We start from the raw sequence: 19,892 nt of genomic DNA on the forward strand, positions 1-19,892 counted from the left end.
GACAGCCGCACGATTGCCTGGAAACCGGAGAAGGTAAACGCAGTGCTCAGATTTCAGGTCACCCACCCGCTACCTCCCTTGGCACTCTCGATATTGCTATCGCTGCCCGGAGTCGCGCTGGCGGAACCGCAACCCATCACCTCGCTGCCCCTGGAGCAAGGAGACAACCGCTGGACGCTGCCCGCTGGCGAATACACCGGGCAATTTCTCATCGATCAGCCGCTGACGCTGCACTGTGCGCTCGGCGCGGTGATCGAGGCGCAGGGCCAGGGCAATGCGCTGACCATCCGCGCACCGCATGTGACTATCGACGGCTGCGAGCTGCGCGATTGGGGTCGCGATCTGACCAAGATGAACGCGGCGATCTTCATCGAACCCAGCGCCACCGATGCGGTGATCCGTAACAACCGCTTGCAGGGGCCGGGGTTCGGTATCTGGGCCGATCGCAGCCAGAATCTGCTGATCGAAGGCAACCGGATCGAGGGCGACCTGAGCCTGCGCTCCCAGGACCGGGGCAACGGCATCCACCTGTTTTCCATCAAAGGTGCCCGGGTGCTCGACAACCATGTCTGGCATACGCGCGACGGCATCTACATCGACAACTCCAATGGCAACAGCATCGAGCGCAACCTGTTCGAGGATCTGCGCTACGGCGTGCATTACATGTTTTCCCACGAGAACCGGGTGATCGGCAACGTCACGCGCCGCACTCGCACCGGTTACGCGTTGATGCAGAGCCGCAAGCTGACCGTGATCGGCAACCGCTCCGAGCGGGATCAGAACTACGGCATCCTGATGAACTACATCACCTACTCGACGCTCAAGGACAACGTCGTCACCGACGTCGAGCGCGGCGACACCGGTGGCGACAGCATGATCAGCGGCGGCGAGGGCAAGGCACTGTTCATTTACAACTCGCTGTTCAACACCATCGAGAGCAACCATTTCCTGCGCAGCGAAATGGGCATTCACCTGACCGCAGGCTCGGAAAACAACCGCATCGTCGGCAATGCCTTCGTCGGCAACCAGCAGCAGGTCAAGTATGTCGCCGTGCGGACCCAGGAGTGGTCGGTCGAGGGGCGCGGCAACTACTGGAGCGACTACCTGGGCTGGGATCGCGACGACGACGGCCTCGGCGATATCGCCTACGAGCCCAACGACAATGTCGACCGTCTGCTGTGGATGTATCCGCAGGTGCGGCTGCTGATGAACAGCCCCAGCATCGAAGTATTGCGCTGGGTACAACGCGCCTTTCCGGTGATCAAGTCGCCGGGCGTGCAGGACAGCCATCCACTGATGAAGCTGCCTACCGAAAAACTGTTGAAGTCAGACCAGGAACCCCTGTCATGAATGCCGTTGAGATCAAGGGTGTCAGCCAGCGTTACGGCAACATGACCGTGTTGCACGATTTGAACCTGAACCTCGGCGAAGGCGAGGTACTGGGCCTGTTCGGCCATAACGGCGCCGGGAAGACCACCAGCATGAAGCTGATCCTCGGCCTGTTGCAGGCCAGCGAGGGGCTTGTCAGGGTGCTCGGTCGCGACCCGCGCACCAGCGATGTCCGTCGCCAGCTGGGCTATTTGCCGGAGAACGTCACCTTCTATCCGCAGCTGACTGGGCGCGAAACCCTGCGCCACTTTGCGCGCCTGAAGAGCACACCGCTGGGACAGGTGGATGATCTGCTGGAACAGGTCGGCCTGGCCCACGCCGCCGACCGCCGGGTGAAGACCTATTCCAAGGGCATGCGTCAGCGCCTCGGCCTGGCCCAGGCGGTACTCGGCGAACCGCGTTTGTTGCTGCTGGACGAACCCACTGTCGGCCTCGACCCCATCGCCACTCAGGACTTGTATCTGCTGGTCGACCGTCTGCGCCAGAGCGGCACCAGTGTGATCCTCTGCTCCCACGTATTGCCCGGCGTGGAGGCGCATATCAACCGCGCGGCGATTCTCGCCAAGGGCCGTCTGCAGGCCGTCGGCAGCCTGAAGCATCTGCGCAGCGAAGCCGGCCTGCCGGTGCGCATTCGCGCCAGCGGCCTCGCCAGGAGCGACGCCTGGCTGGAACGCTGGAACACGGCCGGCCATGCGGCGCAGCGTCATGGCGAGGACGGGGTCGAGGTGGTCGCGATCAACGGCCACAAGCTGCCGTTGCTGCGCGAGCTGCTGGGTGAAAGCGAGCCGGATGACGTCGAGATCCACCAGCCATCGCTGGAGGATCTGTATCGCTACTACATGGGGCGCGCCGGAGATGTGCAGGCAGCGGAGGGCAAGGTATGAACCAGGTCTGGAACATCGCTCGCAAGGAGCTCAGCGACGGCCTGCGCAACCGCTGGTTGCTGGCCATCAGCCTGTTGTTCGCTGTACTGGCCGTGGGTATAGCCTGGCTTGGCGCGGCCGCCTCGGGGCAGGTGGGGTTCACCTCGATCCCGGCAACCATCGCCAGCCTAGCGAGCCTCGCCACCTTCCTGATGCCGCTGATCGCGCTGCTGCTGGCCTATGACGCCATCGTCGGCGAGGACGAGGGCGGCACCCTGATGCTGCTGCTGACCTATCCCTTGGGCCGCGGCGAAATTCTGCTCGGCAAGTTCGTCGGCCACGGGTTGATTCTCGCGCTGGCGGTGCTGATCGGCTTTGGCGGCGCCGCGCTGGCCATCGCCGTGCTGGTCGAGGATATCGAGCTGGGGCTGCTGCTCTGGGCCTTCGGCCGTTTCATGATCTCGTCAACGCTGCTGGGCTGGGTGTTCCTGGCGATGGCCTACGTGCTCAGCGGCAAGGTCAACGAGAAATCCAGTGCCGCCGGCCTGGCGCTGGGCATCTGGTTCCTGTTCGTGCTGGTGTTCGATCTGGTGTTGCTGGCCCTGCTGGTGCTCAGCGAAGGCAAGTTCAGCCCTGAATTGCTGCCCTGGTTGCTGCTGCTCAACCCCGCCGATATCTACCGGCTGATCAACCTGTCCGGTTTCGAGGGTGGCAACGCCATGGGCGTGCTGTCGCTGGGCAGCGAACTGCCGGTGCCCGGCGCGGTGCTCTGGCTGTGCCTGTTGGCCTGGGTCGGGGCGTCGCTGCTGCTGGCCTATGGCATCTTCCGCCGTCGGCTGACCTGATTTCCTCCGTTAAAGGAACTGCAATGATGAATGCGTTATACGTACAGGCTTCTCGAGCGTTGGTTGCCATCTTGCTGCTGGCTTTGGCCGGCTGTAATGAATCCGAGCAGGTGGAGCAGGTTCTGGAACCGGTCGCTTTCCATGCCGACGATGAGTGCCATGTCTGCGGCATGGTCATCGCTGACTTTCCCGGTCCAAAGGGGCAGGCGGTCGAGAAGGGCGGAGTGCGCAAGTTCTGCTCCACGGCGGAGATGCTCGGCTGGTGGCTGCAGCCGGAGAACCGCGTGCTGAACGCCAAACTGTACGTTCACGACATGGGGCGCAGCAGCTGGGAACAACCGAATGATGAATATCTGATCGATGCCACCAGCGCTTATTACGTGGCCGGAACTGGGCTCAAAGGCGCGATGGGTGCGGTACTGGCGACGTTCGCTGAGGAGGCGGCCGCGCAGAAGCTGGCCGCCGAACAGGGCGGGCGGGTATTGCGCTTCGAGGAGATCGATCAGTCGGTGCTTCAACAGTCCTCAGGCATGCATCAGCACATGTCGGATCACCACAACGCTCACGCCGGTCATTAGGCCGGCTAACAAGAGGTATAGAAAAATGATGGGTATCAGCATTTGGCAGCTTCTGATCGTGTTGCTGATCGTGGTGATGCTGTTCGGTACCAAGCGCCTGCGCGGCCTTGGTTCGGACTTGGGCGGCGCCATCAGTGGCTTTCGTAAATCCATGAGTGATGGGGAAAGCGCAACGCAGGGGGATGCGGTTAAGCAGGAGTTGAAATAGGTTTTTCGTATTTCAGCGGCATGGTTGCTGGGCGCTGGGCTGGCAAGTTGGGATGTGTTGAATGATGTTTTGGGTTTATAAGCGCTTATCGAGTTGCTTGATGGCTTGGTTTCGCCCTGCTGGGCGAGTCACTTTTTTCAATCGCGAAAAAAGTAACCAAAAACGCTTGCCCCTGCATCCGGCCCTGCGCTTCGCTCCGGGTCCGTTCGCTCCATCGCCGCTCCGAGGGTCGCCGTACAAGGGCCATCCATGGCCCATTACGGCTATCGCCGCATCCATGCGGCTCGCCCCTCTGCGCAACGATTCCGCTCACCCTTCTGATGGGGCGTTTCGCGTCGCCTGTTAGGCCGTGCATGTGAACAAGCAAAGCGCTTTGCTTCTATCGCTGCTAGAGAACTTCCAGACGACTCGGTCCCGAGTCCCCCTTCAGGAGGCCGAGCGAAGGCGCTGCGCAGGGGACGAGCGGCATGGATGCCGCGAGAGGCTTAAAGGGCCATGGATGGCCCTTGTAAGCCGGGCCCCGGAGCGGCGCCGGAGCGAGGGAAGTTTTGCGAAGCAAAACCCGGATGTTGGGGTGGCCTTCTTTTTGGTTCCTTTTTCTTGGCCAAACAAGAAAAAGGGACTCGCCCAGCAGGGCGAAACCTGAAGTGTCAGCACGCTCGGTAATAGCCCTGATCTCCAAAGTGCAAGCTTAAACGAGCTGGCAGTATCACCTGCCCGTCCGATACCAATCTTTGTCCCCCGGAAAGCGCGATGAACCTGAAATAAGCGGCACGGCTGACGTCACGCTCACGCACGGGAACCCCAACCTGACGCCCCTGCGTCCGGGCCCTGAAGCCTGCCAATCGTCGGCACCGAGGCGGCTCGGCAAAAAGATGATCGCAATCAAGTCTGTCGGAGCCTTCTAACCTGTAGAAAGTAATCCTGGCTCCGCGATATCGGAGCGATCACGGTTCTGCCCGGCAGACTTCATCCCGCCGGGCGGACACGAAGAAGATCAGGAGGCCTTTGTGCAAGTAATCGATCGGCGAAAAGCCCTGAGTATCCCGCCTCTGTGGCGGCTCGCCTTTCGCCCGTTTTTTCTCGCCGGCAGCCTCTTCGCCATGCTCGCGATTCCGCTCTGGGTCGCCACCTGGACCGGCATCTGGCCCGGTTTCCAGCCAACCGGCGGCTGGTTGTCCTGGCATCGCCACGAAATGCTGTTCGGTTTCGCCATGGCGATCGTCGCCGGTTTCCTGCTCACTGCGGGGCAAACCTGGACCGGCCAACCCGGCGTTTCCGGCAATAAGTTGATGGCACTGGCCGCCGTCTGGCTGCTGGCGCGGCTGGGCTGGCTGTTCGGCCTGCCGCTGGCGCTGGTGGTCCCGCTGGACTTGCTATTCATGCTCGGCGTGACCGGGCTGATGGCGCGCATGCTCTGGGTGGTCCGGCAGAAGCGCAACTACCCGATCGTCGCGGTACTTACGCTGATGATCGGCGCCGACGTGCTGGTGCTTTGCGGTATTGCCCAAGGCAATGACGGATTGCAGCGCCAAGGCATCCTCGCCGGGCTGTGGCTGGTGGCGGCGCTGATGGCGATCATTGGCGGGCGGGTGATTCCCTTCTTCACGCAGCGCGGCCTCGGCCACACCGAAGCCGTGAAACCCTGGGTCTGGCTGGACGTGGCTCTGCTGGTCGGCACCGGCCTGATCGCCGTGCTCTATGCCGCAGGCGTCGCGCTGCAACAGCACCTGTTGATCGGCGTGTTGTTCCTGGCCATCGCCACCGGCCACCTGCTGCGGCTGGTGCGCTGGTACGACGGCGGCATCTGGCGCGTGCCGCTGCTCTGGTCACTGCACGTGGCGATGCTCTGGCTGGTGGTCGCAGCGGCGGGGCTGGCGCTGTGGAATTTCGGCTTGCTGAGCAGCTCCAGCCCTTCGTTGCATGCGCTGTCGGTGGGCTCCATGAGCGGCCTGATTCTAGCGATGATCGCGCGCGTCACGCTTGGCCACACCGGGCGCCCGTTGCAGCTGCCGAGTGGCATCGTCGGTGCCTTCGTGCTGTTCAACCTCGGGGCGGCCTCGCGGGTGTTCCTTTCCGGCCAGTGGCCGGTGACGGGCCTTTGGCTGGCAGCGATCTGCTGGGCGCTGGCCTTCGCGCTCTACGTCTGGCGTTACGCGCCGATGCTGCTGAGTGCACGGGTCGACGGCCATCCGGGCTGATATCTCCTTACCAGGCACTGCCCGCTTATTCATTCAACAGAGAAAACGCTGCCTGCCCAAATCCGGGACGGGCAGCCTGCGGCTCGGCGGACGCCGGCATCGGAGATGATGATGAAAAACGAGTTCAAAGACCGCCTGGCAGTCGTCACCGGCGCCAGCTCGGGGATCGGTCTGGCGCTGTGCACGGCGCTGCTGCAGCGTGGTGCTCGAGTGCTAGCCCTGTCGCGCACGCTCGGCGGCCTCGGGCAATTGATCGAAACCTATCCCGAGCACCTGCACTGGATCGCCGGCGACGTGACGTCTGCGGACGATCTGGCCGCGTTGCGGTGCCGCGCGGCGGAACTCGGCCCGGTGGATTATCTGGTGCCGAACGCCGGCATCGCCGAGCTGGGCGATAGCCTCGACATGGCCTGCTTCGATCGGCAATGGACCGTCAACGGCGCCGGTGCGCTGAACACCCTGGCCGCGCTGCGCACCGAGCTGGCCAAGCCGGCGTCGGTGGTCTTCATCGGTACCTTTCTGGCGCGTGGGACCTTCCCCGGCCTCGCCGCCTATATCGCCAGCAAGGCCGCGCTGATCGCCCAGGCGCGCACCCTGGCGGTGGAATTCGCGCCGCTGGATGTGCGCATCAACGTTGTTTCGCCGGGCCCGACCGCGACGGCGATCTGGGGCTCGCTGGGGTTAGCCGACGAGCAGCTCGAGCAGGTCGCCGAAGGCGTGAGCAAACGGCTGCTACCGGGGCACTTTCTCGAGTCGGCGGCGGTCGCCAACGTCATCCTGTTCCAGCTGTCGCAGGGTGCCCGTGGCGTTTACGGTCAGGACTGGGTCGTCGACAACGGTTACACCATCAACTGATCGCGAGGCCGACGATGTTCAAATGGAAGCGGACCGCGCAGGACCTTCAGCAACAACGCGATGCTCTGCAGCGGACCTGCACCGACCAGGCTGCGCGTATCGCGGCGCTGGAAAAGCAGTTGGCGGCGGCGAATGCGGAGAGCGCCGCGGGTAAACGCCAGCTGGACTATTACCGTGGCGTGGCCGGTAACCTGGTGCGCTTCAGCGATTCGGTAGCGCACCTGGGCGACTCGTTCGAATACCTCACGGGCCGGCTCGGTGATAACCGCGATCGCGCGGAGCAAGTCGCCAACGCGGCGCTGAGCAACCAGCAGCATTTCGGCGAGCTGCGCAGCAAGGCCGTCGACATGGAAAGCGGGCTCAATGAGGCTTCACACAAGGTCGACACCCTCGCGCAGCGCTCGCAGGAAATCAACGGCATCGTCGACCTCATCAGCGGCATCGCCAGTCAGACCAACCTGCTCGCGCTCAATGCCGCCATCGAGGCGGCGCGGGCCGGGAAGTCCGGTCGCGGCTTCGCCGTGGTCGCCGGTGAGGTTCGAACGCTGGCGGAAAAGACCGCACTGGCTACCGCCGACATCGTGCGCAAGATTGCCGAAGTCCAGCGCGAGATCGCTCATGTGCATGACTACATCCAGCTGCAGGGCGAACTGGCCCAGGGCTTCAGCCGAACCACCGAACGTGCCGTCGCGGCCATGCGAGAGCTTCATCAACTGGCGGGCGCCATGCGTCAGGGCATCGAGCATTCATCGTTCCGTGCCGGCGTCGAATTGGCCAACCTCGATGAGCTGTCGCTGAAGTTCGTCGTCTATAACCATGTGCTCGGCTCGGGTGACCCAAGGCTGTCGGCTCTGCCCAGCGAGCGCGAGTGTCGCTTCGGGCGCTGGTATTACGCCCAGAGCAATCGAGACATGCACCGGCTGCAGCAGTTTCAGCAGATCGAGCGGCCCCATATGGCCGTGCATCATCAAGGGCAGCAAGCGCTCGATGCGTTCGGCCGGCATGCGTTGGAAGATACGCTTACGTATTTGAGCAGGATGGAGGAGGCCAACCTGGAGGTGATGCGCATTGTCGCGGCGCTGATCCGAGCGCATGAAAAGGCCGCTCAGCCGGTGACCGAGGCGTCATAACGGGACCGAGACGGCCTGCTCATGCGTTTGCTGCAAAAATATTGCAGCTGCAATCCAATACTATTCATTGGCGATGCGTTGGCGGCGCATCGACAATGTCGCGCGCCATATGACAGGTGCGACTTTCAGCGCGCCGGTCTACCGTCACACAGCTAGCAGCGCGCGCCGCTGGCTGGCGAAACAACCTCCCAACCAAAGCAGAAACAATGCAAGAACGCCTTCTCGACTGGTGCCGGTCTTTTGCGCCCGCGCCATTGTCCGCGCGTCCCGCTGAATGGTTGCGCGCCGCGCTGGGTATCGGCCTGGCACTGCTGGTGACGATACCCGTCAGTGCCTGGATATTCGGCGCCTCGATCGCCCTGCCTCTCGCGGCACCGGCAGCCGCATCGGCGGTGCTGGTGTTCGTCGCGTCGTCGAGCCCTTTTGCCCAGCCATGGTCGGTGCTGGCCGGCAACCTGTTCGCGACCGCGATCGGCGTGGCGCTGGGTGTCAGTGACGTGCCCATCGCGACCGCCGCGGGTCTGGCCGGAGCGTTGGCGATCTTCTGTCTGTTCGGCCTGCGCTGTCTGCATCCGCCGGGGGCGGCGCTGGCGCTGGTCGCGGTGGTGGGCAGCCCGGAAATTCATGCGTACGGTTTTCAACTGCTCTATCCGGTGGCGTTCAACTCGGCTTTGTTGATCGCGGTTGCGCTGATCTACAACAACCTCAGCGGGCATGCCTACCCGAAGCCGCGCCCGCAGAAGGGCAACACCCATCACACACAGGACGCACTGCCCAGCGAGCGTATGAGCTTCAGCGAGGATGACGTCGAGCGTGCGCTGGCCGACTTTGGCGAATACGTGGACGTCACGCGCGACGACCTTGCGCAGCTGATCAAGCAGACCGAAAAGCATGCCTTGCGACGCAGCATGGGCGAGATCACCGCAGCCGACATCATGTCCCGCGACCTTTACTGGGGCACACCGGACTGTTCGATCCAGCGCGCTTGGCAGACCCTGCGCGAGCACCGTCTGCATTCGATGCCGGTGCTGCAGGCTGACAGCCACAAACTGGTGGGCATCGTGACCCTGGTCGACCTGCTCAAACACTTCCGTCCCGCGTCTGCGCGCATCAACTTCGGGCAGCTGAAGTTTCTTCGCGGCGTGCAACTTCGCGCGATCATGAGCAGCCCGGTGGTCTCGGTGACCGAAGACACGCACATGGTCGACCTGGTGTTCCTTTTGTCCGACCGGGGGCTGCACTGCTTACCGGTGGTGGACGACGAACAGCGCTTGGTAGGCATGATCACCCAGACCGATCTGATCGCCGCGCTCTATCGAAACTGGCTCAAGCACCTGCCTGACTAGGCGTGATGCCTGGAGACCTGCGGCCGAATAAATTCGGCCCTACGGAGGGTGGGGTGGCTGGCGCTCAGATCTGGTAGTTCCAGCGCGACCAGTCGTAATCGTCCTCGGCCACCTCGCGCAGCAACTCGATCGCCTTGAACAAGGCGGGTGACTGCGCCGCGCGCGCATACACCAGATAGACGGGATAGCTGAATTCCGGCGCGTGCTCGACGCGTTTGAGAACACCTTCGTCCAGATAGCGCTGCACCACCCGCGTGCGGAAGTAGCCGCGACCACCACACTGCATCAGGTACTGCAGGGCCAGCGGGCCCAGGCTGAACGATATTGCTGTGCGGATGTGGCCCGGCAGCGCGAGGTCGTGCTGTTGGCGGAACGCGGGGCCCCAATCCACGTAGACGTAGGGCTCCGCGATGCTGCAGTGCTCCACCTGGATCAGCTTTTCTTCCAGCAGCTGCTCGACCTGCAGGCCCGGCCAGTATTCGGGTTGATGCACCAGCGCCGCGTCCAGCGCGCCGAGGTCGAGTTGCTTCTGCAATGCGATCCCACTGTCCACTTCGTTGCGAAGCGCGTGATCCGGCATTTCCTGGCGCAGGCGCTGGGCCCAGGCGAGCATCAGCGGGTTGCACAGACTCACCTCGGCACCGAGCGACAGCAGATTGTCGAAACCGCGCGGCAACGGCAGATCTCGCCGCGCGGTTTCCCAGGTCTGCACCAGCTGCGTGGCATAGGTGACGAAGCGCTCGCCATCACTGGTCAACCGCGCGCCGGCACGGTTGCGTATGAACAGCCGACAGCCGAGCTGCGTTTCCAGACTGCGCACCCGCGCGGTCACCGCCGTTTGCGTGATGTGCAGCCTTTCAGCAGTGGCCACAAAGCTGCCACTGCGAATGATCTCGAGAAAGGTACGGGCGAGATCGATATCCATGGAATGCTCGTATCAGAAAAATTGTTATGAGAGCACTTTTGGATGAGAAGCTGAAGATATAAGCAATAAGAGCGCTGGCGTAGGGCGGGCCGGCCTAATTCGATGCTCCCTTGGCGAATCCACCTGTTGCCAACGCTATGAAAACACCGGTGGGCTGAAGCCCACCCTACGGTATCGTCCAAGCCTGTAGATACCGTCTTACTCCCTAGTGAGCAAGAGCCAGTTTTGGATCAAAAGGCTGGTTCGATTTCAGCACTCCATAAGCGATGTGCAATAACTTACGCATCGCTGCACAGACGATCTGTTTGCCGGTCTTGCCGCGGGCTTTGAGGCGGTCACGTAAGGCGCTGATGGCTGCGTTGTGCTTGAGTGAGCTCACGGCTGGCATATAGAGCCCAGCCCTCAGACGAGACGAGCCTGTCCGGGAGATGCGCGTCTGGCCCTTAAAGGTGCCGGACTCCTGCAGCCTGGGGTTCAGCCCGGCAGAGGCAGTGATCGCGCGTGAGCTGGCGAAGCGTAAGGGGTCGCCGAGCTCGGCCAGCAATAAAGCTGCTGACCGTTCGCCGATACCATCGATGCTGGTCAGCAGGTCGCGTTTGTTGCGCAGGTCCGGGTCATCATCGATATGGTCTCGGATCGCTTTGAGCGTTTCGGTGATTTGCCGATCGACGTGTTGAAGCACCGAGTGGATCGAGGCCTGCACGCTGGTATCGGCAATCTCCAGACGGTTGCGCTCCATCTGCTGGATATCCTGTAGATCCTCCAAGCGGCGCACCAATGCTTTGAGGCGGCGGATGGCGTGAGGCTCGGGCTGCCAAGCCCGCAGCTCATCCTGATGCCGCTCGCCATACTCGGCAATGAGCTTGGCATCAACCTTGTCGGTCTTCACGCGCTGCAGTTGGCTGCGAGCGTAGTAGGCAACCTGGGCCGGATTCAGGACACAGACGCGATACCCCTTGCCGTGCAACCACTGCGCTAACGCTTCGTGGTAGGTGCCGGTCGCTTCCATAACGATCCAGGCCTCAAGGCCGCTGTGCTTGGCCAGCCACTGCATCAGCGTTTCGAAACCGGCTGCATCATTGGCCAGTTTGGCCTTGGTGCGGTACTTGCCGTTGGTCTGCAGGGTGGCGATATCGAACGTGCGCTTGGCGATATCAATGCCGATGATGCAGGGCATGAGAACTCCTTGTGCTGATTCAAAACGATCATCACTGCACTCAGCTCAACCTTGTGGATGCGAGCTCTCGCCAACGGCGGGCTCTGGATACCGTTCGAGCTGTTCGAGTGAGTGTGGAAGGCCGAAGCGCTATCTACGTCGCAGGCTCGCGGCCTCAGGGTGGGCACGGCTTCCGACCTTCCCCCGATGATCAGTCGGGAACTATCACCCCAAATGGTGTGGTAGTCGAGATACAAGGGTGGGCTTCAGCCCACCAAAAACGAGGTACCGGGATCACACGGACGGGCTGAATCGAAACGCCGTCCGACAACGTCACGGTTTCTCGCCCAGCTTTCCATCCTTCAGCGCTTTTTCGTCTTTCGCTTTCAATGCGATGTCCCTTCGGCGAACTCGATCTTGTTGCCGACGTTGTACTTGCCCGAGGGTTTGTTCATCGGGATGCGCTTGATCTCCTCCAGGGTATCGCTGTCATAGACGATCAGCGCGCCGTCGGTGTCCCAGACGCTGAGCAGCAGGTGCTCGCCGTCCTTGGTGAACTCGACATGTGCGGCGTTCTTGCCGGGCATCGGGCGCAGGGTGTGGGCGACTTCCAGGGTCTGTTTGTCGATCAGGTGCACGGCATCGTTGTTGGGGCCAAAGAACACATCGGTCCAGGCGTACTTCGAATGCTCGTGGCTGCGCATGAAGAAGCCTGGACCTTCGGTGGGAATCTCCTTGATCAGCTCCCAGCTGTTCATGTCGAGCACCGAGATCAGGCCCTTGCTGACGTTCGGGGTGGCGAACACCCAGTCGCCGCCGCGTTTCCAGTAGATGCCCGAACCGAGGTGCGGCATGCCGGGCAGAGGGATGTCGGTGACCGCCTTGCCTGTATCCAAATCGATCACCTGGCCGCCGTGGGCCTTGCGCGAGGTGGCGAGCAGGTGACGGTAGTCGGGTGTGAAGGAGAAATCATCGAGAAAGTCCGCGGCTTCGATGCGTCGCGGCACGAAGTCCGGTTCGCCGGCGTAGGACAGTTCCCAGGCTTCCTTCACGTCCTTCAGCGCGACCACGAAGCTGTCGCGCGGTGGTGCGGTGTACACGGCGCTGACCCGTGATGGCGTGCCGGCCAGGCCCACCGCGGGTATGTGCTTGACCAGCGACAGGTCGCGGGCATCGAGCAGCACCAGATTGCCCGGCAGGTAGTTGCCCACCAGCACCCAGCGGCCATCGTTGCTCACGGCCAGGTTGCGGGTGTTCAGCCCAGCGCGGACTTCGGCGACCATCGTCAGGTTATGTAGGTCGTAGACGCTGACCCAGCCATCGCGCGAGGCGAAGTAGACGAAGCGCCCGTCGGGGGAGAATTTCGGTCCGCCGTGCAGGGCGAAATGCGAGGGGAAGTTGGCCAGCTCCTCGAAGCGATCACCGTCGAGAATGCGGACATGATGGTTCCCGGCCTCGACCACGACGAACAGGTTGAGCGGATCGGCGCCGTGCTGCGGACTGTCGGGCAGCTGGGTAACGTCCGCCAGTATCCGGTGGCTGGCGCGAATGTCGGCATCGCTCCAGGTCGGCGGTACGGCGGAAGGCCGATAGAGGTAGCTGACCAGACTGTCGATCTGCGCCTCGTCGAGCACCGTCGCATAGGCCGCCATTTGGCTGGCCGGACGGCCGTTCCGGATGACCTTGCGCGCCTCGTCCGACTTGATCCGCCCCAGGCTTTCCGGCAACAGCGCGGGGCCGGCACCACCGAGGCGATCGACGCCATGGCAGCTCTGGCAGTGCTGCTGGTAGAGCGCATGGGCATCGGTTGCCTCGGCGGCAGCGGCGCGTGGAATCGCCATGTCGAGCGCGACGAAGGTGGCGGCGGGCAGGGCGGCGGCGACCAATAACGTAGCAATCAGCCGCATAGGGCCTCCGATTGTCTGGCGACTTCACTGCGCAGGCGCGCGGGATACTCGACCTGCCGGCCTTCGAACAGTCCGACCACCTTGCCGATCACGGTCAGCGTGGGCGGCGTCAGCTGTTGTTCCTCGGCCATGCTCGGCAACTGCTTGAGTGTGCAACGCACCACCTGCTGATCGCGGCGAGTGCCATTGCCAATCAGCGCGGCAGGCGTATCCACCGGCAGGCCGGCGGCGATCAGGTTGCGCGAGATTTCGCCGAGGCTGGCCAGCCCCATGTAGAACACCAGGGTCTGGTTGCCTTCGGCCAAGGCCGTCCAGGGCAAGTGCAGCTCGCCGTTCTCCTGCAGGTGGCCGGTGATGAACTGGCAGGAATGAGCCAGATCGCGGTGCGTCAGGGGGATTCCCGCATAGGTACTGCAGCCGGCGGCAGCGGTGATGCCCGGCACCACCTGGCAGTCGATGCCGTGTTCGAGCAGGAATTCCAGTTCTTCGGCGCCACGGCCGAAGATGAAGGGATCGCCGCCCTTCAGGCGCACCACGCGCTTGTCCTGCCGCGCCAGGTCCACCAGCAACTGATTGATGTGCGGCTGCGGCAGGCTGTGGTAGCCGCTGGTCTTGCCGACGTAATGGAGGCTGCAGATATCCGGCAGCAGGTCCATGAGGTCCTTGCTGACCAGACGGTCGTAAACCACCGCATCGGCCTGCTGCAGCAGGCACCAGGCGCGCAAGGTGAGCAGGCCCGGGTCGCCAGGGCCGGCACCGACCAGGGCAACTTCACCAGGGGCGAATGCGGCGCTCAGCGAAGCGGGGAGTGTGATTGGCTGGTCCATGCGGACTCCTGTGTTTCTCATCAGGTTGACGGTTGCGCTTGGCTGAGTACGGTTCTGACGACCGCTGGGTGTTGCTGATTTACAGGGCGCTGATTTCCACGCTGGGAATGCGCAAGGGAAGCGGCAGACCGATTTCCTCGTCGCTCAGGTAGCAGCCGGGATCTTCCGCCCACAGGTCACCGGAGGCCCAGGCGCGGGTGCGGGTGTTGCCGTTGCAGATCGGCAGCCAGCGGCATTCGGCGCAGCGCCCACCCACGGCGCGAGGGTGCTGGCGCAGTTCGCGCAGCAGCGGTTCGGGCTTGTCCAGCCAGAGTTCGCGGAAGCTCTGTCGGCGCACGTTGCCGACGGTGTGCTGCCACCAGTAGGTATCGGGATGCACATCGCCGATGTTGTCGATGTTGGCGATACCGTTGCCCGAGGCGTTGCCGCCCCAGGCGCGCAGCATCTGCTCCAGACGGTCGCGATGCTGCGGCAGAAGCTCCTCGACCCATTGGAGCAGCAGGATCGCATCGGCGTCGTTGTTGCCACTGACGAAGTCGGTCTCGCGGCCGTTCTGCACGTCGTCCCAGGCCTGTTCGAACAGCTGGCGCATGGCGTCGCGGGTCATCTGGTGGTGGGCGTCGGCCTTACGGCTGCGCTTGCCACGCCCGCTGTAGTTCAGGTGCGAGAGATAGAACTTCTGCACGTCATGCTCGCGCATCAGCTCCAGCAGGGCGGGCAACTGTGGATAGTTGTTCTGCGTCAGGGTGGTGCGCAACCCGACGCGAATGCCGTGCTGGCGGCACAGGTCGATGGCGTGCATCGAGGCGACGAAGCTGCCCTTGAGCTGGCGCCATTCGTCATGCACCGCCTCCAGCCCATCGATGCTGATGCCGACATAGTCGTACTTCGCCGCAGCCACCTGCTCGATGTTGCCCTCGTCGATCAACGTGCCGTTGGTCGACAGCGCCACGAAAAAGCCCTTTTCGCGGGCGTAGGCCGAGAGCTCGAAGATGTCGTCCCGCAGCAGCGGCTCGCCACCGGAGAGGATCAGCACGCGCACACCGGCGTCGTGCAGATCGTCGATCACCTTCAGGGCTTCGGCCGTATCCAGCTCATCGCGAAATTCGCTGTCGGCGGAGGTGGCGTAGCAGTGCTTGCAGGTCAGGTTGCAGCGCCGCAGCAGGTTCCAGATGACTACCGGCGGGCGGGTTCCCTGTGTGCCTCGTGCACCGAGCACCGGGCCGGAATCCGGGCGGGCCAGGGCACGCAGGTAATGGCTGATTCTCAACATCGGGCGTCTCCTCAGGAAGCGGCGGCTTCGTGGGTGAATCGATGGCTGCAGCATTACCGAGGTGGGGTGGCCGGTCCTTGATCCGAAACAAATAAAGGGGTGGTAGCGCGAGAGGCTGGTGACCGGATCATGGCAGACGTAGGGTGGGCTTCAGCCCACCGTAATCGCCGACGGCGCGGTGTCCTGCTGGGCTGAAGCGGAGCGCCTCGGGGACCAAGCTGCGATGCTTGCGGGTTGCAACGAGACTGCCGTCAAACCCTGTAAAAGGCCGCTTCGCATAGACTGCCGCTCCTTGACCGCTGAGGGGTGATCCATGGATATCGGAGAGTTCGTTGCGCTGTACTGCCTGAACAGCCTGTTCTGGAAATGGATCATCAGTTGGGGTGGCGCGCACTGGCTCGAGGGCTGGAAAGCCATGGCCTTTCTGGAGTGGTTCGCCTGGCCATGGAACGCCGAGCAGATTCGGCTCTATGCGGTCGTGATGTGGGGCTTTACCACGCTGTTTTTCGTGGTTGGCCTGTTCAAGCCCGAATGGCGGTTCTGACAGGCTCGTGGCTGCGTGGAATTTCTAATCAGCATGCTCGTGCAATGCCTCGGTTATGTGGTTTCCGAGCTGATTCTGAGCACCTTCTTCTTTTTCTGCGGCTGGCCAGTGGTCCGGCTTTTCACGCTGGGCCGTTACCCGACGCACCTCCGACCGGATGGCTCGCGAGCAGACACCTACGTGTGCTGTGTCGGGTTGGTGGTGTTATGTCTGCTGCTCCTGGCGCTGTGCAGCCAGTTCTGACTCAGTGACGTGTCGCTGACTAGCGCCGGTTGCCTACGTGCAACCGGTCTTTCTCCACAGACGAAAAATTAAGCCGTGCCGCGAAGCGGTATCGGTTTGAATGAATTGTTAGGTGCGTTTACGACGTTGCACCGAAATCTGCTGCGTAATCCGACGATTGATCTTGCGCTTCCACTCAAGCTGTTTTTCGGAGAGCTTACGCTTTAGGCGGGTGCTAACCAAAAAGTCGTATTCAGTGTCATAGATATAGCCCATTTTTCGGCCAAGCTCGATGACGTCAAGGTTTGCGTTTGCATATGAATCCTTCGCAATGCGCTTCAGGCCGTCGAACAAGTTGCCAGTGTCGATCCCAAGGAAGCGATTGATGCAAACGTTTCCAACGTAGGTCGATTCGCCTGTGATGCGATTTGTTATGTAGCAGTGCTCCTTGATCTCTTGCCCGCAGGGGCAGTGGTCGAACACTTCCGTGATCTCAACACTTACCAAGTCCCACTCAGTACGGGCTGTCTCAAACTTGTCTGACCGTGAGAGTGGGAGTATGTGGGCTTTTAGTTTTTCGAAATTGTGTTCCACAGTGTTCTCCGATACGCACTTATCGCTTCAATAACCGGCGCAGCTTTGCTGCGTCGGCGCCAAAGGCTCGAAGTTGATTTATTTTAGGGCTTTATACTCCAACCAATGACTCTCTTGTTTCACCGAATTTTTCACTGACTTCTTTGGCTGCATCAAGAGTTACCTTGTTAATGACTGTCTTGGTGGAGTAATGGTTGCCGTATACATCGAATACCTTGATCTTTATCGTCATTCTATTGTTGCGTGTTTTGGGTAGATAATCACCCCAAGACTCATCTTGTTCAAAATAGACAACTCCGTTACACCTTTTTCCCTCAAGCAAATAGGTATCAATTTGGTTGTTCGTAAGCTGGTTTCTTTGCATAAGAAACGGGAAAACCTTTGAGTCTTTTCCAAGTTTCATGACGAAGTCAGATTTTGAAACTGTAATTTCTTTAAGCCAGAACCAACGAAATGGGATGGAGTGGTTTTTCGATCTGTAGCCTACGTAAATAAACTTTATGTCAGTCGGCGCACTGCCAATATTTGTGATGGACAGATAAAGTGAAATAGCAGTCCGATGTGTTTTATGCCCGTTCCATGTTCTAGACGTATCAAACGAAGCACAAAATGTTGGCCCCTGTAGGACCTCTATCTTTAGCTCTGGCTTTCGTTTCAGCGCTTTAAAAACTCCAGATATCCAGCCCAAAAATAAAGTTGCCAAAAATAAGACAAGAGCTAGAAAGCCTGAGTTTTCATTTGTCCAATTGATTATATGTTCCATAAACTCAGTTGCTTGTGAGCCCTAACAGTAATTGGATGGAATTTCACCCTAATGCATAACAACGTGTATAACTGCGCTCGCCCTGCTTGCGCTAGGCCCAGAACTTTCTCTTCTCGAAGCTCTACCGCGCACTCTGCCCGATCTCCCATATTGGCTTAACCTTCTTTTCCAGACAGCGGCTCACTGTCGGCACACGAAACAATTCGTACCGGTACGGTGGCCATTCGAGGTGGTAAGGGAGGAGTATGAGTTGAAGTCACGCAACGATCCCGATTTGAGTTTTGGGTCGAAGCTACTATTTTGACATCATTATTGTCCAGCCTACGGAAGTTGAGGTGGCGTAGAAATGAATCTGGACTTGGCTGCAGGCGCTGGCTCTGCGGTTACACCCGCAACCCCGTCTTCTTCAATATCCGGCTGCTCACCAGCATCTCGTCCCCCCGGCACGCTTCGCCAAGCAGTTGGCGAATCTGTGCGCGGTAATCTTCGATCTCCTCGGCGCTGCGCCCATGCACCATGGCGAACAGGTTGTAGCGCCAGCCGTCGCGGCGGGGGCGGCGGTAGCAGTGGCTGACGAAGGGTTGTGAGCCGAGCAGTGGACCGAGGCGGGGGAGGTGGGCGTCGTCCACGTCCCACACGGTCATTCCGTTGTGCTTGTAGCCCAGGCGGTAGTGGTTGGGTACGGCGGCGATGCGGCGGATGGCGCCGTCGTCCTGTAGCTGGCGCAGTAGGTCAAGCACGGCGTCTTCGTCGAGGTCCAGGCGCTCGCCGATCCATGCCCAGGGATTGTCCACCAGCGGCAAGCCCGACTGGGTGAGTTCCACCAGGCGGCGCACCAGGTCGGGATCAAGCCGGCCATCAAATCGAGAAATGCAGGCCGACATGGTAGGTCTCCTCCTTGGGCAGGTTGAGTACCGGCAGGCCGGTCTGTGATTCGATGTGGGCAATGGTCTCGGCAATGCCTTCGGGTGTCGCGCAGCCCAGTACGAACCACATGTTCCACTCATGTTCGCGGCGGTAGTTGTGGGCGACTTCCGGCAGGGCGTCGAGGATGGCGACCACCGCGTCGAAGCGTTCTTCCGGCACCGATAGCGCCGCCAGGGTGAAAGCACCGCCGAGGCGATCTATGTCGAACATGGGGCCGAAGCGGGTCAGGGTGCCGTCGTCCAGCAGCGCCTGAACCCGCGCACGCAGGGTGTGCGGATCACTTTCCAACTCGTCGGCCAGCGCCTGCCAGGGCTGCTTTACCAGCGGCAGGCCATGTTGCAGGCGGTTTATGAGTTTGCGGTCGAGATCATCCATGGGCTTGCTCGGCCGTGACGGACGGGGCATAGCGGCCACCGCACTGCTTGAAGGCTCGGGTGCTGAACAGCAACCGGTGCGGCACTTCGCTCAATCCGTGTTCGGCCAGCAGGTTTTCGATCAGCTGGCAGACCTGTTCGCGCTCGCGGCCGTGGACCATGCAGAACAGGTTGTAGGGCCAGTCCGGCAGGCGGCGCGGGCGCTGGTAACAGAGGTTGATGCCGGCGGCCTGGCCGAGACGTCGGCCGACTTCGTCGACCTGATCGTCGGCGATGTCCAGCACCAGCATGGCATTGGCGCGAAAACCCAGCGCGCGATGCTTGAGCACCAGGCCGACGCGGCGAAACAGCCCGTCCTCGCTCCAGTGCCGGACCTGTTCGAGCACTGCCTGTTCGCTGGCACCGATGCGTTCGGCCAGCATCCGATAAGGACGGGCGGCAAGCGGCAGGCCCGCTTCGAGCAGGCTGCGCAGCTGCATGGCCTGCGAGTGGTCGAGGGTGCCGGTCATGGCGCATCTCCAATGGGAAAGCCAAGGTCGATGCGGTAGGCGCATTCCATCGGCAGGTCCAGCGGCGTGAGGCCGGTTTCCGCCTCGATCTGCGCCAGCAGGGCGTCCAGGTGCGCGCGGTCAGGGCCGGTGACCACGAACCAGAGGTTGTAGTCATGCTCGCGCAGGTAGTTGTGGTTGACCTCGGGGTAGCTGTTGATACGCGCCGCCACGGCTTCGAGGCGATTGGTCGGCACGGCCAGTGCCACCAGGGTGCTGGCGCCGGCGCGGCTGTGCTCGAAAACCGGGCCGATTCGGGAAAGCCCGCCGCTGCGTTCCAGCTGCTCAAGGCTGGCGAGGATTTCTTGTTCGCTGCACTCCAGCGCCTCGGCCATGGCGCGGTAGGGTTCGGCGCACAGCGGCATGCCGTGCTGGAAGCGGTCGATCAGGCGGCGGCTGAGGCTGTCCAGTTGCATG

Annotated in this window: 22 protein-coding genes; 11 read left to right on the top strand and 11 right to left on the bottom strand. The window is 61.7% G+C overall.

The genetic code is table 11. The annotated features are described in order from the left end of the window. Positions 1-42: 42 nt before the first annotated feature. The 9 genes from NA647_RS00055 to NA647_RS00095 all read left to right on the top strand — a co-directional run bounded on the left by NA647_RS00055 (position 43) and on the right by NA647_RS00095 (position 9,415). Positions 43-1,350, top strand: coding sequence for a nitrous oxide reductase family maturation protein NosD (locus NA647_RS00055; RefSeq protein ID WP_256055852.1), 1,308 nt, complete (start codon positions 43-45; stop codon positions 1,348-1,350). Next, positions 1,347-2,273, top strand: a complete 927-nt coding sequence (locus NA647_RS00060) for an ABC transporter ATP-binding protein (protein WP_256055853.1) — start codon at positions 1,347-1,349, stop codon at positions 2,271-2,273. The genes NA647_RS00055 and NA647_RS00060 overlap by 4 nt, the downstream gene beginning before the upstream one ends. Further along, positions 2,270-3,097, top strand: a complete 828-nt coding sequence (locus NA647_RS00065) for an ABC transporter permease (RefSeq protein WP_256055854.1) — start codon at positions 2,270-2,272, stop codon at positions 3,095-3,097. Before NA647_RS00060 ends, NA647_RS00065 begins: the two co-directional genes overlap by 4 nt. 26 nt (positions 3,098-3,123) lie before the next feature. Next, positions 3,124-3,675, top strand: a complete 552-nt coding sequence (locus NA647_RS00070; RefSeq protein WP_256056289.1) for a nitrous oxide reductase accessory protein NosL — start codon at positions 3,124-3,126, stop codon at positions 3,673-3,675. A 25-nt stretch (positions 3,676-3,700) separates the two neighbouring features. Beyond that, positions 3,701-3,883 carry a twin-arginine translocase TatA/TatE family subunit gene (gene tatA / locus NA647_RS00075; protein ID WP_177493057.1) on the top strand — a complete coding sequence of 61 codons (183 nt, stop codon included), beginning with the start codon at positions 3,701-3,703 and terminating at the stop codon, positions 3,881-3,883. Between the two features lie 1,010 nt (positions 3,884-4,893). Further along, positions 4,894-6,084: an NnrS family protein gene (locus tag NA647_RS00080; RefSeq protein ID WP_256055855.1), complete on the top strand. Its 1,191-nt coding sequence runs from the start codon at positions 4,894-4,896 to the stop codon at positions 6,082-6,084. 111 nt (positions 6,085-6,195) lie between these two features. Further along, positions 6,196-6,939, top strand: coding sequence for an SDR family NAD(P)-dependent oxidoreductase (locus NA647_RS00085; protein ID WP_256055856.1), 744 nt, complete (start codon positions 6,196-6,198; stop codon positions 6,937-6,939). A 14-nt stretch (positions 6,940-6,953) separates the two neighbouring features. After that, the gene (locus NA647_RS00090; protein WP_256055857.1) at positions 6,954-8,069 is read left to right on the top strand and encodes a methyl-accepting chemotaxis protein; all 1,116 of its coding nucleotides are present in this window, start codon (positions 6,954-6,956) and stop codon (positions 8,067-8,069) included. A gap of 206 nt (positions 8,070-8,275) precedes the next feature. Then, complete coding sequence (locus NA647_RS00095) at positions 8,276-9,415, top strand: HPP family protein (RefSeq protein ID WP_256055858.1); 1,140 nt, start codon at positions 8,276-8,278, stop codon at positions 9,413-9,415. Positions 9,416-9,479: 64 nt separating this feature from the next. On the opposite strand, the gene NA647_RS00100 is transcribed toward NA647_RS00095, so the two are convergent. The 5 genes from NA647_RS00100 to nirJ all read right to left on the bottom strand — a co-directional run bounded on the left by NA647_RS00100 (position 9,480) and on the right by nirJ (position 15,503). Beyond that, on the bottom strand, positions 9,480-10,340 hold the full coding sequence (locus tag NA647_RS00100; RefSeq protein ID WP_256055859.1) for a LysR family transcriptional regulator: 861 nt from the start codon (positions 10,338-10,340) through the stop codon (positions 9,480-9,482). Between the two features lie 205 nt (positions 10,341-10,545). Beyond that, complete coding sequence (locus tag NA647_RS00105; protein WP_256055860.1) at positions 10,546-11,517, bottom strand: IS110 family transposase; 972 nt, start codon at positions 11,515-11,517, stop codon at positions 10,546-10,548. Positions 11,518-11,882: 365 nt separating this feature from the next. Beyond that, positions 11,883-13,403 (bottom strand): nitrite reductase, encoded by a 1,521-nt coding sequence (locus NA647_RS00110; protein WP_272889504.1) that lies wholly within the window; start codon positions 13,401-13,403, stop codon positions 11,883-11,885. Beyond that, a complete protein-coding gene (gene cobA, locus NA647_RS00115) occupies positions 13,394-14,230 on the bottom strand; it encodes a uroporphyrinogen-III C-methyltransferase (RefSeq protein ID WP_256055861.1) in 837 nt (278 codons plus the stop codon). Before cobA ends, NA647_RS00110 begins: the two co-directional genes overlap by 10 nt. 79 nt (positions 14,231-14,309) lie before the next feature. Further along, the gene (nirJ, locus tag NA647_RS00120; RefSeq protein ID WP_256055862.1) at positions 14,310-15,503 is read right to left on the bottom strand and encodes a heme d1 biosynthesis radical SAM protein NirJ; all 1,194 of its coding nucleotides are present in this window, start codon (positions 15,501-15,503) and stop codon (positions 14,310-14,312) included. A gap of 313 nt (positions 15,504-15,816) precedes the next feature. On the opposite strand from nirJ, the gene NA647_RS00125 reads away from it, so the two are divergent. Both NA647_RS00125 and NA647_RS00130 read left to right on the top strand, forming a co-directional pair. Further along, a complete protein-coding gene (locus tag NA647_RS00125) occupies positions 15,817-16,047 on the top strand; it encodes a hypothetical protein (protein WP_256055863.1) in 231 nt (76 codons plus the stop codon). Positions 16,048-16,062: 15 nt separating this feature from the next. Further along, positions 16,063-16,290, top strand: coding sequence for a hypothetical protein (locus NA647_RS00130; RefSeq protein WP_256055864.1), 228 nt, complete (start codon positions 16,063-16,065; stop codon positions 16,288-16,290). A gap of 108 nt (positions 16,291-16,398) precedes the next feature. Here NA647_RS00130 and NA647_RS00135 read toward each other — a convergent pair whose 3' ends face one another. The 6 genes from NA647_RS00135 to NA647_RS00160 form a co-directional block, all read right to left on the bottom strand. Then, entirely contained in the window at positions 16,399-16,863 is a 465-nt protein-coding gene (locus NA647_RS00135; protein WP_256055865.1) for a hypothetical protein, read from the bottom strand. 91 nt (positions 16,864-16,954) lie between these two features. After that, the gene (locus NA647_RS00140; protein WP_256055866.1) at positions 16,955-17,626 is read right to left on the bottom strand and encodes a hypothetical protein; all 672 of its coding nucleotides are present in this window, start codon (positions 17,624-17,626) and stop codon (positions 16,955-16,957) included. 383 nt (positions 17,627-18,009) lie between these two features. Then, positions 18,010-18,510, bottom strand: a complete 501-nt coding sequence (locus tag NA647_RS00145; RefSeq protein WP_256055867.1) for a nitrite reductase — start codon at positions 18,508-18,510, stop codon at positions 18,010-18,012. After that, positions 18,485-18,928, bottom strand: a complete 444-nt coding sequence (locus NA647_RS00150) for an Lrp/AsnC family transcriptional regulator (RefSeq protein WP_256055868.1) — start codon at positions 18,926-18,928, stop codon at positions 18,485-18,487. The genes NA647_RS00145 and NA647_RS00150 overlap by 26 nt, the downstream gene beginning before the upstream one ends. Next, entirely contained in the window at positions 18,921-19,436 is a 516-nt protein-coding gene (locus NA647_RS00155) for an AsnC family protein (protein ID WP_256055869.1), read from the bottom strand. Before NA647_RS00155 ends, NA647_RS00150 begins: the two co-directional genes overlap by 8 nt. Continuing rightward, the gene (locus tag NA647_RS00160) at positions 19,433-19,891 is read right to left on the bottom strand and encodes an Lrp/AsnC family transcriptional regulator (RefSeq protein ID WP_256055870.1); all 459 of its coding nucleotides are present in this window, start codon (positions 19,889-19,891) and stop codon (positions 19,433-19,435) included. The genes NA647_RS00155 and NA647_RS00160 overlap by 4 nt, the downstream gene beginning before the upstream one ends. Position 19,892: the final 1 nt, after the last annotated feature.

Origin of the sequence: Stutzerimonas stutzeri (assembly GCF_024448985.1) — a bacterium.
GTDB classification, from domain to species: domain Bacteria; phylum Pseudomonadota; class Gammaproteobacteria; order Pseudomonadales; family Pseudomonadaceae; genus Stutzerimonas; species Stutzerimonas stutzeri_AP.

Excerpts from the sequence above, each read along its gene's own strand:
- NA647_RS00060 (WP_256055853.1), top strand. The coding sequence starts at position 1,347 with ATGAATGCCGTTGAGATCAAGGGTGTCAGCCAGCGTTACGGCAACATG.
- NA647_RS00065 (WP_256055854.1), top strand. The coding sequence starts at position 2,270 with ATGAACCAGGTCTGGAACATCGCTCGCAAGGAGCTCAGCGACGGCCTG.
- NA647_RS00070 (WP_256056289.1), top strand. The coding sequence starts at position 3,124 with ATGAATGCGTTATACGTACAGGCTTCTCGAGCGTTGGTTGCCATCTTG.
- tatA (WP_177493057.1), top strand. The coding sequence starts at position 3,701 with ATGATGGGTATCAGCATTTGGCAGCTTCTGATCGTGTTGCTGATCGTG.
- NA647_RS00085 (WP_256055856.1), top strand. The coding sequence starts at position 6,196 with ATGAAAAACGAGTTCAAAGACCGCCTGGCAGTCGTCACCGGCGCCAGC.
- NA647_RS00090 (WP_256055857.1), top strand. The coding sequence starts at position 6,954 with ATGTTCAAATGGAAGCGGACCGCGCAGGACCTTCAGCAACAACGCGAT.
- NA647_RS00095 (WP_256055858.1), top strand. The coding sequence starts at position 8,276 with ATGCAAGAACGCCTTCTCGACTGGTGCCGGTCTTTTGCGCCCGCGCCA.
- NA647_RS00100 (WP_256055859.1), bottom strand. The coding sequence starts at position 10,340 with ATGGATATCGATCTCGCCCGTACCTTTCTCGAGATCATTCGCAGTGGC.
- NA647_RS00105 (WP_256055860.1), bottom strand. The coding sequence starts at position 11,517 with ATGCCCTGCATCATCGGCATTGATATCGCCAAGCGCACGTTCGATATC.
- NA647_RS00110 (WP_272889504.1), bottom strand. The coding sequence starts at position 13,403 with ATGCGGCTGATTGCTACGTTATTGGTCGCCGCCGCCCTGCCCGCCGCC.
- cobA (WP_256055861.1), bottom strand. The coding sequence starts at position 14,230 with ATGGACCAGCCAATCACACTCCCCGCTTCGCTGAGCGCCGCATTCGCC.
- nirJ (WP_256055862.1), bottom strand. The coding sequence starts at position 15,503 with ATGTTGAGAATCAGCCATTACCTGCGTGCCCTGGCCCGCCCGGATTCC.
- NA647_RS00125 (WP_256055863.1), top strand. The coding sequence starts at position 15,817 with ATGGATATCGGAGAGTTCGTTGCGCTGTACTGCCTGAACAGCCTGTTC.
- NA647_RS00140 (WP_256055866.1), bottom strand. The coding sequence starts at position 17,626 with ATGGAACATATAATCAATTGGACAAATGAAAACTCAGGCTTTCTAGCT.
- NA647_RS00145 (WP_256055867.1), bottom strand. The coding sequence starts at position 18,510 with ATGTCGGCCTGCATTTCTCGATTTGATGGCCGGCTTGATCCCGACCTG.
- NA647_RS00150 (WP_256055868.1), bottom strand. The coding sequence starts at position 18,928 with ATGGATGATCTCGACCGCAAACTCATAAACCGCCTGCAACATGGCCTG.
- NA647_RS00155 (WP_256055869.1), bottom strand. The coding sequence starts at position 19,436 with ATGACCGGCACCCTCGACCACTCGCAGGCCATGCAGCTGCGCAGCCTG.
- NA647_RS00160 (WP_256055870.1), bottom strand. The coding sequence starts at position 19,891 with ATGCAACTGGACAGCCTCAGCCGCCGCCTGATCGACCGCTTCCAGCAC.